General features: G+C 72.5%; 14 protein-coding genes. 6 read left to right on the plus strand and 8 right to left on the minus strand.

Annotated elements, in window-relative coordinates:
• Positions 1–2 precede the first annotated feature (2 nt).
• Positions 3–626 (minus strand): TetR/AcrR family transcriptional regulator, encoded by a 624-nt coding sequence (locus tag ACFYM0_RS04090; RefSeq protein ID WP_388496272.1) that lies wholly within the window; start codon positions 624–626, stop codon positions 3–5.
• Entirely contained in the window at positions 623–1,675 is a 1,053-nt protein-coding gene (locus tag ACFYM0_RS04095; RefSeq protein WP_388496274.1) for a redoxin domain-containing protein, read from the minus strand. Before ACFYM0_RS04095 ends, ACFYM0_RS04090 begins: the two co-directional genes overlap by 4 nt.
• Before the next feature lie 303 nt (positions 1,676–1,978).
• Here ACFYM0_RS04095 and ACFYM0_RS04100 point away from each other — a divergent pair, with 303 nt between their 5' ends.
• Entirely contained in the window at positions 1,979–2,902 is a 924-nt protein-coding gene (locus ACFYM0_RS04100) for an NAD-dependent protein deacetylase (RefSeq protein WP_388496276.1), read from the plus strand.
• An 89-nt stretch (positions 2,903–2,991) separates the two neighbouring features.
• Entirely contained in the window at positions 2,992–3,531 is a 540-nt protein-coding gene (locus ACFYM0_RS04105) for an EF-hand domain-containing protein (protein ID WP_388496278.1), read from the plus strand.
• 55 nt (positions 3,532–3,586) lie between these two features.
• Here ACFYM0_RS04105 and ACFYM0_RS04110 read toward each other — a convergent pair whose 3' ends face one another.
• Positions 3,587–4,648: an oxygenase MpaB family protein gene (locus ACFYM0_RS04110; RefSeq protein WP_388496280.1), complete on the minus strand. Its 1,062-nt coding sequence runs from the start codon at positions 4,646–4,648 to the stop codon at positions 3,587–3,589.
• 96 nt (positions 4,649–4,744) lie between these two features.
• On the opposite strand from ACFYM0_RS04110, the gene ACFYM0_RS04115 reads away from it, so the two are divergent.
• A complete protein-coding gene (locus ACFYM0_RS04115) occupies positions 4,745–5,407 on the plus strand; it encodes a TetR/AcrR family transcriptional regulator (protein WP_388496281.1) in 663 nt (220 codons plus the stop codon).
• Between the two features lie 317 nt (positions 5,408–5,724).
• On the plus strand, positions 5,725–7,110 hold the full coding sequence (locus tag ACFYM0_RS04120; protein WP_388496283.1) for an MFS transporter: 1,386 nt from the start codon (positions 5,725–5,727) through the stop codon (positions 7,108–7,110).
• A 31-nt stretch (positions 7,111–7,141) separates the two neighbouring features.
• Here ACFYM0_RS04120 and ACFYM0_RS04125 read toward each other — a convergent pair whose 3' ends face one another.
• Positions 7,142–8,785, minus strand: a complete 1,644-nt coding sequence (locus ACFYM0_RS04125; RefSeq protein WP_388496284.1) for a glycoside hydrolase family 13 protein — start codon at positions 8,783–8,785, stop codon at positions 7,142–7,144.
• 130 nt (positions 8,786–8,915) lie between these two features.
• Positions 8,916–9,878 carry a helix-turn-helix domain-containing protein gene (locus ACFYM0_RS04130; RefSeq protein WP_388496286.1) on the minus strand — a complete coding sequence of 321 codons (963 nt, stop codon included), beginning with the start codon at positions 9,876–9,878 and terminating at the stop codon, positions 8,916–8,918.
• 152 nt (positions 9,879–10,030) lie between these two features.
• On the opposite strand from ACFYM0_RS04130, the gene ACFYM0_RS04135 reads away from it, so the two are divergent.
• Positions 10,031–11,059, plus strand: coding sequence for a saccharopine dehydrogenase family protein (locus ACFYM0_RS04135; RefSeq protein WP_388496288.1), 1,029 nt, complete (start codon positions 10,031–10,033; stop codon positions 11,057–11,059).
• Positions 11,060–11,093: 34 nt separating this feature from the next.
• Here the strand turns inward: ACFYM0_RS04135 and ACFYM0_RS04140 are convergent, their stop codons facing one another.
• Together ACFYM0_RS04140 and ACFYM0_RS04145 are read right to left on the minus strand one after the other, a co-directional pair.
• Positions 11,094–11,675, minus strand: a complete 582-nt coding sequence (locus tag ACFYM0_RS04140; RefSeq protein ID WP_388496289.1) for a hydrolase — start codon at positions 11,673–11,675, stop codon at positions 11,094–11,096.
• Positions 11,676–11,787: 112 nt separating this feature from the next.
• On the minus strand, positions 11,788–12,225 hold the full coding sequence (locus ACFYM0_RS04145) for a MarR family winged helix-turn-helix transcriptional regulator (protein WP_388496291.1): 438 nt from the start codon (positions 12,223–12,225) through the stop codon (positions 11,788–11,790).
• A gap of 190 nt (positions 12,226–12,415) precedes the next feature.
• Between ACFYM0_RS04145 and ACFYM0_RS04150 the strand changes: the two genes are divergently transcribed.
• A complete protein-coding gene (locus tag ACFYM0_RS04150; RefSeq protein WP_388496293.1) occupies positions 12,416–13,039 on the plus strand; it encodes a GPP34 family phosphoprotein in 624 nt (207 codons plus the stop codon).
• A 36-nt stretch (positions 13,040–13,075) separates the two neighbouring features.
• On the opposite strand, the gene ACFYM0_RS04155 is transcribed toward ACFYM0_RS04150, so the two are convergent.
• Complete coding sequence (locus ACFYM0_RS04155; RefSeq protein WP_388496295.1) at positions 13,076–14,197, minus strand: terpene synthase family protein; 1,122 nt, start codon at positions 14,195–14,197, stop codon at positions 13,076–13,078.
• Between the last annotated feature and the right edge of the window lie 165 nt (positions 14,198–14,362).

Genomic DNA, 14,362 nt, shown 5'->3' on the forward strand with positions numbered 1-14,362 from the left:
GCTCAGGGCCGCCCGGGCGCCTGCAGGAATGCGGCCACGGCGGCTCTGGTGAGGGTTCGGTAGCGGTGCTCTGCCGTTTGGGCGGTGAAGTGGCCCGCGAGTTCCAGGGTGATCGAGCCGTGGGCGGCCGCCCAGATGATGTCCGTGACCTCGTCGACGTCCACCGCCGGGCGCAGGACGCCGGCCGCCGCGCAGGCCCGTACGGCTTCGCGGAGGACTTCCAGGCTGGCGGCGGCGACCGCGCGGGCCTCGGGGGTGGGGGTGAAACCGGGGATGAGGCCGGCGAACATGACCTGGTACAGGTTGCGTTCGGTCAGGGCGTTCGCCCGGTAGGCGCGGCCCAGGTCGGCCAGGTGGGTGGGTGGGTCGGCGGACGGGGGGACGGCTTCCAGGCTGCGGCGCAGGCGGGCGAAGCCTTCCCGGTACAGGGCCTCGGCGATCCCGTCCTTCGCGCCGAAGTGGCGGTAGAGGACGGTGGTGGAGCAGCCGGCCTCGTTGGCGATGCGGCGCATCGTCAGGGCGGACGGACCCTCCGCGGCGAGGAGCCGGGCGGCCAGGTCGAGGAGGGCGGCGCGGAGCGCTTCCTGGCCTTGGGCCTGGGTACGGGTGTAGAGGTCGCCGCTCATGCCTGCTGCCAGTCGCCGAGGGGGCGGTAGATCGGGATGCCTGCTTCGGTGAGTGCGGTGCGCTTGGCGAAGTACTCGTCGCCCATGGGGTCTACACCGCGCAAGGGCATGGTTCCGCGCCAGATGGTGAGGTCCTCCGGTGCGAGCTCTTCGGCCCGCGTGAAGTGCCGTTCGGCTTCTGTCGCGCGGCCGCCCCGGTGGAGCCAGAGGGCCAGGGCCGCTTCGGTACGGGCCGACTGCTGGGTGGCCGTGGCGCGGCGGGTGTGCCGGGCGACGTCCTCGCCGGACAGTCCGCTCTCTCCCGTGAGGACCCAGCGGTCCAGCGCGGCCAGCGCCGCACCGGAGTCCAGACCCGACAGTTCGCGGAACAGGTCGGTCGCGAACTGGGTGTCGTGGGGGCGGGCCACCTTCCCCTCTTCGTCGATCCACAGGACGGTCGGGACGTTCAGGACGTCGTAGAGGTCGGACACGACTCCGTCCGTGTCGATGAGTGCGGGGTGGGTGACCGCGGCCTCGGCGATCCACGGCGCGGCGTCGTCGGCGCGGCGGTCCACCGCGACGCTGAGCACGCTGAAGCCGTGCTCGGCGAGAGCGGCGTGACGGCGCTCCCACTCGGGGAGGTCGTAGCGGCAGCCACACCAGGAGCCCCAGAAGACCAGGGCGACCTTGCGGCCGCGCAGGTCGCTCAGCGAGTGCGGCACGCCGTCGACGTCGGGGAGGGTGAAGTCCGGGGCGGTGGCCCCGGCGAGGGCCTGCGAGCGCTCCTCCGCGGAGACTCCGAGGGCGATGACCCCGGTGTCGGTCGCGACCGGGCGGTCGAGGAGCCCGGCGAACGCCACCGGATCGAGCAGGCCCTCGTGTTCGGCCCGGGCGGCGGCGGACGAGGGGACGCACAGGTCGCCCCGGCACCAGCCGTGCGGCTTGCGGACCCAGCCGAGGGCCTGCTCCGCGGCCTGCGGGGTCAGGAGGATCCGGCCTCCCGGGCCCTCCTGCGCGACTACGACCGTTTCCCTCCCGTCGTCCAGGATCGTGATCTGCATGGCGTCCATGGCAACCCCCCGCTGCGCTGGTACGGAAACTTCGTACGGAGAAAGTAACAGTGTTATCTCCTGCGCGGCAAGGTCGCCGGGCGGGCCAGTCCGAGCCAAGTGACCTATGAGCAACCAGAGTTCGGCATGGGAGGCCCGATCCGAGCCGGCCGCCGTCGCACGCGGTCCCCCGTTCGCCCGCCGCGGCTCGGTTGCCTGCGGTGTCCTCCACCGAGCCCCCGACGGCTGAGAGCGGCTCCGCCGGCGGAACCACTCTCGGACGGGTCCCGTGCCGATGTCCCGGAGCTTCCGTACGCTGGCGGCATGCGTACGCGTCCCACTCTGAGCTGGACCCCGACCGCGGACCTGCCGCCCGGCACCACGGACCCGGGGCCGGTGGCCGACGCGCTGCGGGCCGGCGGGGTGCTGGTGCTCAGCGGGGCCGGGATGTCCACGGAATCGGGCATCCCCGACTACCGGGGTGAGCGCGGCAGCCTGCGCCGGCACACGCCCATGACGTACCAGGAGTTCACCTCGAGTGCTCGGGCCCGGCGCCGGTACTGGGCACGCGGCCACCTCGGCTGGCGCACGTTCGGGCAGGCCGCACCCAACGCCGGACACCGTGCCGTCGCGGCGTTCGGGCGGCACGGGATGCTCTCGGGCGTGATCACCCAGAACGTCGACGGGCTGCACCAGGCCGCCGGCAGCGAGGGGGTGGTGGAACTCCACGGAAGCCTGGGCCGGGTGGTCTGCCTCTCCTGCGGCACCCTCAGCCCCCGCCGGGAGCTCGCCCGGCGGCTGGAGGAGGCGAACGCGGGCTTCGCACCGACGCCCGCCGCGCTGAACCCGGACGGTGACGCCGACCTCACCGACGACCAGGTCGCGGACTTCCGCCCGGCGCCCTGTGCGATCTGCGGCGGCATCCTCAAACCGGATGTGGTGTTCTTCGGCGAGAACGTCCCGCCGGAGCGGGTCGGGCACTGCCGCGACCTGGTCGACGCGGCGACTTCACTGCTGGTCCTGGGGTCCTCGCTGACGGTGATGTCCGGGCTCCGGTTCGTCCGCCAGGCGGCCCGCGCCGGGAAGCCCGTACTGATCGTCAACCGGGACCCGACCCGCGGTGACCGCGACGCCGCCACCCGGGTCGCGCTCCCCCTGGGCGCGACCCTGACCGCCCTGGCCGACGGGCTGGGCGTGCCCCTCGACGGGCTGAGCGTCCCCCTCGACGAGCAGGCCGGGCACCACTGAGGGGTGACCGCTCGCCCGGATGTGCCCGTGGAGGCGGGGACGCGCCGCCACCTAGAGTTACGCGCTGTCCGCTACGAGGGAGGCCCGTCATGGCCAGCGCGTTTCAGGAGCAGAAGCTCAGGGGGATGTTCGCCGCGTTCGACGCGGACGGTGACGGTTATCTGCGCGAGGAGGACTTCGCGGCCCTCGTCGACCGCTGGAGCCGGCTTCCGGGAGTCGGTCCCGGGACGGAGCTGCGCGTACGCGTGGAGACGCTGCTGATGGGCTGGTGGGCGGCGCTGCTCGAAGCGGGGGACGCGAACGGGGACGGCGCGGTCGACATGGGTGAGCTGCTCTCCCTCGTCGACAGGCTGCCCGCGATGGTCGCGGAGGTCACCGCGACCGCCGACACCGTGTTCGCGGCCGTGGACTCCAACGGCGACGGCCGGATCTCGCCGGAGGAGCACCACCGGCTCGTCGAGACCTGGAACGGGCGGCCCGTCGACATGACGGGCATCTTCGAACTGCTCGACCTGAACGGCGACGGGCACCTCAGTCGCGATGAATTCGCGCTGCTGTGGCGGCAGTTCTGGATGAGCGACGACCCGGCGGAACCGGGCAACTGGCTCTGCGGCCGGTTCCCGCACTAGACCGGCTCCCGCACCAGGCCGTCCCCTTCCGAGCCTGCCGGCCGGGCCCGCCGCGTCAGGCCAGCGGGCCCAGCACCTCCTGGGATTCGATGAGTCCCTGGTCGCTCGGAGGCGTCCCGTCGCCGAAGACGCGTACCGCCTGGCGCGCCCGGAACTCGGCGTGCGCCTCGGCGGGCTTCGCGTAGCCGTGGCGGGTGCGGGCCTGTTCGGGGGTGAGGACCTCCTTGGTGCGGGGAGGCACGCCGAGCTTGATGGGCGCCACCACCTTGACCGTGGAGGGGGAGAGCATCCCCAGCAGGAACAGTTCGACACGAGGGCTGAGGTGGGCGAGCGCGAAGGACGTCCGCATGACCGGTACGACGAGGACGTCCAGGAGGCGTGACTGCCGGATCTGCGCCATCTCCCGCATCCAGCGCGGCATGGTGGCGATGGTGGCGATCCGGTGCGTCCTGGCCACGGCCAGCCGCGCGGGCCTCATCCACCACGGGGTCGGCGGGAGGACGAGGTCGGTGTTCAGGAGGTGGTTCATGGCCTGCCGGGCGATCGGGCTGGCCTCCAGCCGCGGGCGCATGTGCGCGAAGTAGGCCCGGATCCCAGCGCGGTCGCGCGGGACCTCGTCGGGCGAGCAGGTCTGGAACTCCGCGGCGAGGGCGCAGGATTCCCAGTACTCCTTCTCCTCCTCGGCGGTGAGCTTGCCGGGCCCGTACTTCTCGTAGGCGTAGAGGATCGAGTGCCAGCCGGTGAGCTGTATCCACAGCTGCGAGGCGGGGTCGTTGGCGTCGTAGGTGCCCTCGCCGTAGGGGAGTTGACCGATGGCCTTCGAGTGGACCTTGACCAGGACGTCCGCCGCCTTGCACACCTGATCCGTGCCGGCGAAGGCCACCATCGCGAAGTAGCGCAGCGTGCGGTCGTAGCGGGTGCGCGTGCGGTCGTAGATGCCCTGGGTGCCGTGGACCGCGGCCACCAGCGGCGGGTCGAGCTCCTCCACGACCACGGAGCGCTGGAAGCCCACCGTGGGCGCCGTCGGGTAGCTCCACACCTTCCAGACCACCGATCCGGGACCGAAGAACCCGTAGTCCTCGTGCGGTTCGACCTCTTCGCCGTGCAGTCGGGCCATCGGACCGCTCCCTCGTGTTCTCGGCGGCGGGTACGCCGCTCCCCCAATAAGACAGGACTGTCTTAAATTAAGACACGACTGTCGTAAGATGCCAAGGTGTCGACACCGACGTCTCCAAGCGACAGGCCGCGCAGGCGGCGCCCCTACGCTCCGCGCGTCCCGATCGCCGAACGCCGCGAGCAACTCCTCGACGCGGCCCTCGCCGTGATCGTGAGCGACGGCTACGCCCGGGTCTCCATCGACGCGATCGCCAAGCGGGCGCAGGTCGCGCGCTCGGTGGTCTACGGGGCGTTCGACGATCTCGACGACCTGCTGCTCACCCTCCTCGACCGGCAGCAGGAACTCGCCTTCACGCGCCTGCTCGCGAGCGTCCCCGACACCCGCCGCACCCGCGACCCGGTCGACATCGCCTGCGAGGCGGTGCACCGGATGGCCGCCATGCTGCGGGAGGACCCGGACACCTGGCGTCTGATCCTGCTGACTCCGGCGAGCACCCCCCCGGCCGTCCACGCCCGCATCGAAGCGGACCGGGCGCGGTTCCGGCGCCGGGTCGCCTCGTGGATCGGGTCCGCCCCGGCCGCCGAAGGGCCCTCCGAAGGGCCCGCACCGGACCCCGAGGTCCTCGCCCACGCGCTGGTCGCCTGCGCGGAGCACTTCGCGCGCCTCGCGCTCACCTCCGGCGACGCGATCGACGCCACCCGGCTCGCCGGCCAGCTGCGGCTCCTGCTCGGCGGCATCTGGCCCGCGCCCCCGGCGTAGCTCTCCCCCGCGCGGGTGAAGCGCACCGCGGAGCGGCGCCGCCGGCCGCGGCCTCTCCTCGGCCGGCCGCCACGCCGGGCCCCCGGTCCACGCCGGACCGGCCGTCACCGCCCCATACTGGGCGGGCGCGCGGGGACCTGGCCGCGCGATCCGCCCCGCCGCCCCGGGACCAGGCCCGCCGCCCGTCCCACCCCAGGTTCCGGGGGTGCCCGACCCGTCGGGAGCAGGAGTCGACTCCGCAACCGCGTCCTTCGCCCGAAGACCCGCCTCCACCGCGCAAGCGCTACGTCCTCGCGGCCGTCGGGTGCGCCGCGGGGATGGTCGGCCTGGACCAGACCGTCGTCGCGGTGGCCCTCGACCCCATGGCGCGCGGCCTCGGGCTGACCACCTTCATGATGCACGGCGTGGTCCTCGTCTACGTCCTCGCGCTGGCCGCGTTCGTACCGGTCGGAGGCATGCTGGCCCGCAGGTTCGGCCGGCTGACCACCTTCCGGGTCGGCACCGCGGTCTTCGCCGTCGCGTCGGGACTCTGCGCTCTGGCCCCGTCGGGTGACGCCGCCGAGCCGTACCTCGTCACGGTGAGGGCCGTACAGGGCATCGGTGGCGCGCTGATGATGCCGGTGGCCACGTCCGTGATCGCCGACGTCTACGAGGAACACGCCCGCGGCAGGGCGCTGGCCGTCTACGCCGGTCTGGCACAGCTCTTCCTCGTCCTCGGCCCGATCGTCGGCGCGGTCCTCACCCAGCTCCTCGGCTGGCGCTCCGTCTTCCTCGTCAACCTGCCCGTCGGAGCCGCCTGTCTGTGGATGATCGCCAGGGCACGACTGAGCAACCGGGCGGAGGGCGGTTCCCTGTCCGTGCTTCAGCCCCTCCTGGTGATCTTCTCCCTGGTCACGCTCATCCTCGGTCTCTACCAGTGCGGCGTCTGGGGCTTCGCCAACGGCAAGACCCTCACCGTGCTGGCGACGGGCCTCGTGGCGATGGGCGTGGCGGCGCGCCTCATCCTGAGGTCCCCGCGCCCCCTCCTCGACCTGCGGCTGCTGGGCATCCGCCCGTACGCCGTGGCCGTGGCGCTCACCTTCCTGGTGCAGGCACCCCAGCTGATCGTGCTGGTCCACGGCACGGTGTACCTGCGCCAGGCGATGGGCCTCTCGCTCCTGGCCACCGGGATCGCCCTGCTTCCCCTGGTCGCGGCCTCGGCGGCGGGCACCTTCCTCTCCGGGTACCTGCTGGAGCGTTCCCGCTCGGTCCGGGTGCCCGTCCTGCTCGGTCTGACGGCGGCCACCGTCGGCGCGGTGGCCTGGACGGCCGTCCTGCCGTCGCGCGAGTACCTCTGGCAGGTCCCCGGGATGCTCCTCGCGGGGGTCGGGATGGGCCTGCCGGTCCCTGCCCTGAGCGCCGAGCTCATGCGAGCGGTTCCCCCGGCCAAGCGGGCCGACGCCTCCGTCCTGCGCCAGAGCATCCGGCAACTGGGCGGGGCGGTCGGGCTGGCGGCGGCCGGGGCCGTCGTACTGGCCGCCAACGAGAACACCGCCGACGCGGCGGGTGTCATCGGCGTCGACGCCACCTCCGCGGCCTTCGCCGTCGCGAGCTGCGTCCTGGCCGTCACCCTGCCGCTGGCGGCCATGGCCCTGCCGCCGCGCAGGGCCCGTACGGGCGGATGCCGGAGCGCGGGCCGGGGACCCGGCCCCCCGCCGCCGTAGGGGCGCACGTCGCTGGCGTGCACCGGCTCCTTCAGCGCAGCCAGACCGCGGTGTCCGGGGGCAGGGCTCCGTTCTCCACGTGCCCGCTGGAGAGCAGGACTTCGACGTGCTCCGGAAGCGGAACCGGGCCGTCCGAAAGGTTCACCAGGCAGCGTACGGAGGGCTCCGGCCCGGCCGCGGTGCGGGCGAAGGCGAGTACGCCCGGCTGGGCGGGAAGCCAGGTGAACCGTCCTTCGAGCAGGGCCGGGCGGGTGGCTCGCAGCGCCAGGGCCCGGCGGTAGAAGCCGAGCGTCGAATCGGGGTCGGCGCTCTGCTCGCGCACGCTCCGGGCGGCCCACTCGGCCGGCCGGGGCAGCCAGGACTTCGCCTCCGGCGCCTCGTCTCCCCACGGGAGGGGGACCCGGCAGCCGTCCCGGCCGAGGTCCTCGCCTCCGGTCTGGAAGAACGTCGGGTCCTGGCGGAGAGCCGGCTCGATGCCCTCGACCTCCTCGAGGCCCAGCTCGTCGCCCTGGTAGACGTAGACGCAACCGGGGAGGGCCATCGTCAGCAGGGCCGCGGCCCTGCCCCGGCGCCGCCCGAGGCCGAGGTCGGCGGGGACGCCGTGCACGCGGCGGCCGTCGAGCGCGTAGGAGGTGTCCGCGCGTCCGTAGCGGGTGACGTGGCGGGTGGTGTCGTGGTTGGAGAGGACCCAGGTGGCGGCGGCGCCGACCGGGGCGTGCTCGGCGAGGGTGGAATCGATGACCGTGCGCAGGGCCGTCGCGTCCCACGGGCTCTGGAGGAAGGGGAAGTTGAACGCCGTGTGCAGTTCGTCGGGGCGCAGGTAGCGGGCGAAGCGCTCCGGGTCGGAGGTCCACACCTCGCCCACGAAGACCGGTTCGTGGGCGTAGGCGTCGAGGACCTTGTGCCAGGCCCGGTAGATGTCGTGGACGCCGTCCTGGTCGGCCCAGGGAGTGGGCCCGCCCTCGTGGTCGGGCAGCGCCGGATCCTTGACGAGGTTGTCGGCGACGTCGATGCGGAAGCCGTCCACGCCCCGGTCGAGCCAGAACCGCAGGATCGACTCGAACTCCGCGTGAACCTCGGGATTCTCCCAGTTGAAGTCGGGCTGCTCGGGGGCGAACCGGTGCAGGTACCACTCGCCGGGCGTGCCGTCGGCCTCTGTCACCTGTCGCCAGCCGGGGCCGCCGAAGGCCGACTGCCAGTTGTTGGGCGGAAGTTCGCCGTGCTCGCCGCGGCCGGGGCGGAACCAGAAGCGCGCGCGCTCGGGCGAGCCGGGGCCGGCCGCGAGGGCCGCGCGGAACCAGGGGTGCTGGTCCGAGCAGTGGTTGGGGACGATGTCGACGATGACCCGGATGCCCAGGTCATGCGCCTCGGACAGCAGTGCTTCGGCCTCTGCCAGGGTGCCGAACACCGGGTCGATGTCCCGGTAGTCGGCGATGTCGTACCCGCCGTCGGCCATCGGGGAGGGATACCAGGGGCTGATCCACACCGCGTCCACGCCCAGCCGGCGCAGGTACGGAAGCCGTGCGCGGATCCCGGCGAGGTCACCGATGCCGTCGCCGTCGCCGTCCGCGAAACTGCGCGGATAGATCTGGTAGATCGCGGCACTCCGCCACCAGGCGCAAGGTGCCGCGGATCGTGGGTCGTCGGCCGCGCTGAGGTCCTCGGGGTTCGCCATGCGGCGAATCTAAGGAGGCCGTTCCACCGCGTCAACGGACGAACCGAATCTCATGATCGCAATCGATCGCCGTGAGGGGAAAGGTACGGAATTCCGCAGGGCCGGTGTCGCGCGGGGGGACGGGAGGGGTTCATGCCGCCGTACCGGCCGGGGCGGTCCGGGAGCGGAAGGTGCGGCGGTAGGTGTCCGGCGGGACGCCCACCGTGCGGGCGAAGTGACGGCGCAGGGTGGTGGCGGTGCCCATGCCGGTGGCCGCCGCGATGGTGTCGACCGTGTCGTCGGTGGTTTCCAGCAGTTCCTGGGCGTGGCGGATGCGCTGGGTGAGCAGCCACTGCAACGGGGTGGTGCCGGTCACCGACTTGAAGTGGCGGCCCAGGTGGCGCGAGCTCATCCGGGCCCGGCGGGCCAGGTCCTCCACGGTGAGCGGCTCGTCGAGGCGTTGCAGCGCCCAGGGGAAGAGGTCGGCGAGCGGGTGGTTGCCGGGGGCGGGCACGGGGGTCGTGACGAACTGGGCCTGGCCGCCGTCGCGGTGGGGCGGGACGACCAGGCGGCGGGCGATCTTGTTGGCCGCGGCGGAGCCGTGGTCGAGGCGCACGAGGTGCAGGCACAGGTCCATGGCGGCGGCCTTGCCGGCGGAGGTCAGCACGCTGCCGTTGTCCACGTACAGGACGTCGGGGTCCACGGTGACGAGCGGGTGGCGTCTGGCCAGTTCCTCGGTGTGTGCCCAGTGCGTGGTCGCGCGCTTGCCGTCCAGCAGGCCTGCGGCGGCCAGGACGAAGGCTCCCGTACACAGGGAGGCCACGCGTGCGCCGGCCCGGTGGGCCGCGCGTACCGCGTCGATGAGCTCGGCCGGCGGGTCCCGGTCGACGTCGGCCCAGCCCGGGACGATCACGGTGTCGGCTCGCGCGAGGTGGTCGAGTCCGTGGTCGGGCTCCAGGCGGAAGCGGTCGATCCGTACGGAGCCCGGCCCGCAAAGCGAGAGCTCGTACCAGGGGTTCACGAGGTGGGTCAGGTCGGAACCGAAGACCTCGCAGGCCAGGGACAACTCGAAGTGCAGCATGCCGTCGGTGACGGCCAGCGCGACAGTGGTCATGTCCGGAAGTGTATGGGTCATGTCGTTCCGGACAGTGGTGGGTTCGTGGTGTCCGCGACACGATGTTCAGGACGGAGCGAGGCGGGCCTTGGAACCAGGGCCTGCGTCGGTCGTGCGGGTACGGCGACGAGCGATTACAGGGGAGCGGGACCATGGGATCAGGTCAGATGGTGGCGGTGTTCGGCGCTTACGGGCACACCGGACGGTTCGTGGTCACGGAGCTGGTGGAACGCGGTTTCGTGCCGGTCCTGTCGGGCCGCGACGGCGAGAAGCTGAAGGCGCTGGCCTACGAGACCGGCCTGGAGGCCCGGCCGGCGACGGTGGGCGACGCCGAAGCGCTGGACCGCGCGCTCGCGGGCACGGCCGCTGTGATCAACTGCGCGGGACCCTTCGCCTCGACGACCGGCCCCGTGATCGAGGCGGCCCTGCGGGCCGGGATCCCCTACCTGGACGTGGCCGCCGAGCTCGAGGCGAACATCGACACCTTCGCGCACTTCGCCGACCGGGCGCGCGACGCCGGCGCGGTGATCGTCCCCGCGATGGCCTTCTTCGGCGGTCTGGGCGACCTGCTGGCCACCGCGGCGATGGGTGACTGGACCGAGGCCGAGGAGGCACACATCGCGTACGCCCTGAGCAGCTGGCACCCCACTGCCGGCACGCGGCTTTCGGGCGCGGTCTCCCGGGAGCGGCGCGGTGAGCGGCGCATGCGCTACACGGGCGGGCAGTGGGAGTACCGCACCGATGCCTCGCCGACCCTCGAGTGGCGGTTCCCCGAGCCGATGGGGCCCCGGCAGGTGATCGGTGAGTTCACCATGGCCGACGTGGTGACCGTGCCCAGCCACCTGTCGATCCCGGACGTGACCACGTACATGACGGTCGAGGCGGTACGGGACATCGCGGCCCCCGACACGCCGGCGCCGGCCGCGGCCGACGACAGCGGACGGTCCGACCAGACCTTCCTCGTCGAGGCGGTCGTGCGCTCGGGCGGCACCGAACGCCGCGCCGTGGCTCACGGGCAGGACATCTACGCCGTCACGGCCCCGCTCGTCGTGGAAGCCCTGGACCGGGTCCTGAGCGGCCGCACCCGTGCGGTCGGTGTCGCCTCCGCGGGCGAGATCTTCGACGCCCCCGACTTCCTGCGCGCGCTGGCCCCGCACATCACCCTGGAGCTGCTCCCGTAGAGCTGCTCCCGTAGAGCTGCTCCCGTAGCGAAGGTCAGTCGTCGAGGTTCTTGAGGGCGGTCAGGATCTCGTCGGTGGAGCAGACCATCCCGATCCTGGGGAAGATCTTCCCGAAGGTGTGGGCGTGGGAGTCCGCGTCCGTGTCGGTGGTGGCGTCCTCGGCGAAAACGAGGTCGTAGCTGTGCTCCCAGGCGGAGCGGGCGGTGGACTCGACGCCGATGCTGGTGGAGATGCCGGCGAGGACGATCCGCTTGATGCCGCGGCGGCGCAGCTGGAGGTCGAGCTCGGTGCCGGTGAAGGCGCCCCAGTGCCGCTTGGTGACGAGGACGTCGTTCGCGCCGGTGGCCAGTTCGGCCGGGAGAGCGGAGAACTCGGCCGGAGGCGCGGTGGCCGGACCGGGCCGGTCGGTATGGGTGGTGGGCAGGTCGCCCCCGTCCGGGGACCAGGCGACCTTCACGAGGACCACGGGCAGGCCGGCCGCGCGGAAGCCGTCGGCGAGCCGGATGCCCTTGGAGAGGATCTGCTCGGCCGGGGTGACCACGGGCAGGGACAGGATCCCCTTCTGGAGGTCGATGAGGACCAGGGCGGTGTTCTTGTCGAGCGTGACCTCGGACATGCGGTGCCTTCCTTCGTTGGTCGTACGGGTACGGGTGGGGGGCACGGGAACGGGGACGGGGACGGGGTGCGCGCGTGCGTGCGATCGGTGACGGGCTCGCACAGAAACCCGGTCAGTCCTCTGCGAGGCGTCGCAGTACCGGGAGGGCCTGAGCGAGGACGTCCAGCTGCGCCGGGGTGAGGCATGCGTCCAGGCGCTGGACGAGCAGGTCGTGGCCCGCTCCCTCGCGGTGGGCGAGGAAGGCGCGGCCCTTGCCGGTGAGGGAGATGAGCTGGCGGCGCCCGTCGGTGGGGTGGGCGGTTCGTTCGACGTAGCCGTCCGCCTGGAGGGCGTTGACCGTGGCGATGACCGATTGCGGGCGGACCCGCTCGGCCCGCGCCAGTTCGGTGGCCGTGTGGACGCCGTCCCGGTCCAGGCGCTTGAGGACGGAGGTCTGGGACAGCGTCACTCCCCCTTCGGAGGAGACGGCCCGCAGCCGGCGGACCAGCAGGCCCACGGTCAGCTGGAGCTCTTCGGCGATCTGGCGCAGTGGCTTCTTCTCTTCTCCCACGACATGACGATAACGGACATACAGGCAAACTACAAAGGTGGACTTACTACCCCTGTTCACTCGAAGACGCCCGGCGGCCCCGGCGGTGAATGTGACGTCTTGCGGACGGCCCGGGCGGGGTCCCCCACCGGTGGCCGAGCTGATCGATAATTGGCCGGCGCCCTGCCTGCACGGTTGAGAGGAGCCCTTGATGACCACACCGCGGGACTTGTTGATCATTGCCATGGACGTGGAGTCCGGCCCGACTGCCGAACAGGGCGACCTGTCGCTCGCGCTCGCGGGGGCCGAGGTGGTCGACCTCCTTGCCGCCCGGGCCATCGGGCTGGACGGCGATCACATCGTGCCGGGCGGGGCGGCGACGCTGGGCGATCCCCTGTTGGACGCGGCGTTGGACGCGGCGGCGGCATCGCTCGTTCGGGAGGCGCCCTACGAGTCCGTCGCGGACTGGCTGTGGCGCAGGGGGCTGGGCCTGTCCGCGAGCTACCAGGCCGTGCTCGAGGAGGAGGGGCAGCTCGTACGGCAACGCCGCCGCGGGTTCTCCCTACGGGCCGGTCAGCTGGTCCCGGCCGATTCGCCCGCCCGCCGTCGGGCCCAGGAGCGGTGGAGGTCGGAGGATCCTGTCCTCGTTCTCCTGGCGCAGGCGCTGGAGGGCGGCGACGACCTCGCCGGAGACGCTCCGGACGTGGCCGACGACAGCGTCGCGACGGTATTGGCCGCGGTCAACGACGCAGTGGTGGAGCTGGCGTCCGTACGGCAGCGCCGGGCCATCGAGAATGCGGCCTTCGACAACATCTGGCGCGGCAGCGGCGGCTGACGACGGGGTCCGGCCCGCCTCGGGCCGTGATCCGGATCACGGAGAGGGTGGTGGGCCGTCGACGGCCCACCACCATGCGATCGATGCGATCGGCGGGGGTGCGAGGGGGGTGTCGTCGGGTGGGCGCCCCGCGGTTCCGGCTCCGCGGGGCTGGTGATGGGTGTGGTCCGGTTGCCCGGGGTGGTAGCGGGAGGTCGCCCCGCACCAGTCCCGCACGCCGTGGATGTACTGGGTGAGTGCGTCCAGGAAGCGCTGGATCCGCGGGTCCGCCGAGGCCGTCGACGTCTGCCGACCCAGGTGGAGGAATCGGCTCATCATCGAGTCCCGGAGCTCGGAAGCGGCTCGCAGGCCCCGGCCAGGTCTGGAGCCGGGTCCAGATCCGGGTCCAGATCCGGGTCCGGGTCCGGGTCCCCGCGGGCTTTCCAGGAGTGCTATCAGGTTGCCGCTGCGGCTGCCGCGTTCGCTCTCCTTCGCGAAGGAATGGATGTCGCTGTCCACGACGACGATCCCCGCCGCCATCTCGGTCAGCGCACGGATCCGCCGGTCCTCCCACGTTGGTGCGGGCAGCCCGGCGCTCACCGCGTCGAGCAGGACGGGTACGGCCAGGGCGGCTCCGGAGTGCAGACGGGTCAGCAGGTAGTCGCTCACGGCCTGCGGACCTCGCGGTGCGGTCGTGTCGGCGCCGATGCGGGCCTCGGCGAGGAAGTAGCCCCGCATCGCGTCGACCCACCTCCTGACCTGTACGGGGGTGGCGATCGCATCCACACGGAGCCGGATGTCGCGCAGCGCCAGGCCGAAGGGGTCTCCGTCGAGGGGAACCTCGGGGGCCTCGATGGTCCGCTGGAGCCGGGCGACCATCGTGAGCATCCCGGTGGGGGTGAGATGCGGAAGGTCCTCGTCGCAGAGGTCGTCGAAGGCGAACACCCACACGGCGAGGTCGCTGAGCAACTGGGCCGCGAACGGGTCGGCGTACGGTGCGATCCTCACCGCGATCCGGTTCAGCCCCGCGGTCAGCCGCGTGCTGCGAGCCGCCCCGCCCCCCAGGCCGAAGCGGCTCATGAACTCCGCTGAGCGCGCGTCGAAGTCGTGCGCTCCCGGGCCCCGGCCGCTGCCACGGCCGTCGGCGTGGCCGTCTTCGTGCGTCCGTGTTCCTGTCATCAGTGATCACCTCGTGTTCGGGGAGACGGCAGGGCGACGCTGAAGCAGGAGATGCGCGGGGTCAGGGGTGTGGAACGCCGACGGCGGGGAGGCGTACGCGGGCCGCCGTCACGGGGTCTCGGCATGTGCTCGGTCGACCCATCTCATTGAACCCAGGCCGTTCCC

The sequence above is a fragment of the Streptomyces sp. NPDC006487 genome, from assembly GCF_042870555.1.
In the GTDB taxonomy this organism is placed as follows: domain Bacteria; phylum Actinomycetota; class Actinomycetes; order Streptomycetales; family Streptomycetaceae; genus Streptomyces.

Coding starts and splice junctions, on each gene's coding strand:
- ACFYM0_RS04090 (WP_388496272.1), bottom strand. CDS start 626: ATGAGCGGCGACCTCTACACCCGTACCCAGGCCCAAGGCCAGGAAGCG.
- ACFYM0_RS04095 (WP_388496274.1), bottom strand. CDS start 1,675: ATGGACGCCATGCAGATCACGATCCTGGACGACGGGAGGGAAACGGTC.
- ACFYM0_RS04140 (WP_388496289.1), bottom strand. CDS start 11,675: ATGTCCGAGGTCACGCTCGACAAGAACACCGCCCTGGTCCTCATCGAC.
- ACFYM0_RS04155 (WP_388496295.1), bottom strand. CDS start 14,197: ATGACAGGAACACGGACGCACGAAGACGGCCACGCCGACGGCCGTGGC.
- ACFYM0_RS04125 (WP_388496284.1), bottom strand. CDS start 8,785: ATGGCGAACCCCGAGGACCTCAGCGCGGCCGACGACCCACGATCCGCG.
- ACFYM0_RS04110 (WP_388496280.1), bottom strand. CDS start 4,648: ATGGCCCGACTGCACGGCGAAGAGGTCGAACCGCACGAGGACTACGGG.
- ACFYM0_RS04130 (WP_388496286.1), bottom strand. CDS start 9,878: ATGACCACTGTCGCGCTGGCCGTCACCGACGGCATGCTGCACTTCGAG.
- ACFYM0_RS04135 (WP_388496288.1), top strand. CDS start 10,031: ATGGGATCAGGTCAGATGGTGGCGGTGTTCGGCGCTTACGGGCACACC.
- ACFYM0_RS04100 (WP_388496276.1), top strand. CDS start 1,979: ATGCGTACGCGTCCCACTCTGAGCTGGACCCCGACCGCGGACCTGCCG.
- ACFYM0_RS04150 (WP_388496293.1), top strand. CDS start 12,416: ATGACCACACCGCGGGACTTGTTGATCATTGCCATGGACGTGGAGTCC.
- ACFYM0_RS04105 (WP_388496278.1), top strand. CDS start 2,992: ATGGCCAGCGCGTTTCAGGAGCAGAAGCTCAGGGGGATGTTCGCCGCG.
- ACFYM0_RS04120 (WP_388496283.1), top strand. CDS start 5,725: ATGGTCGGCCTGGACCAGACCGTCGTCGCGGTGGCCCTCGACCCCATG.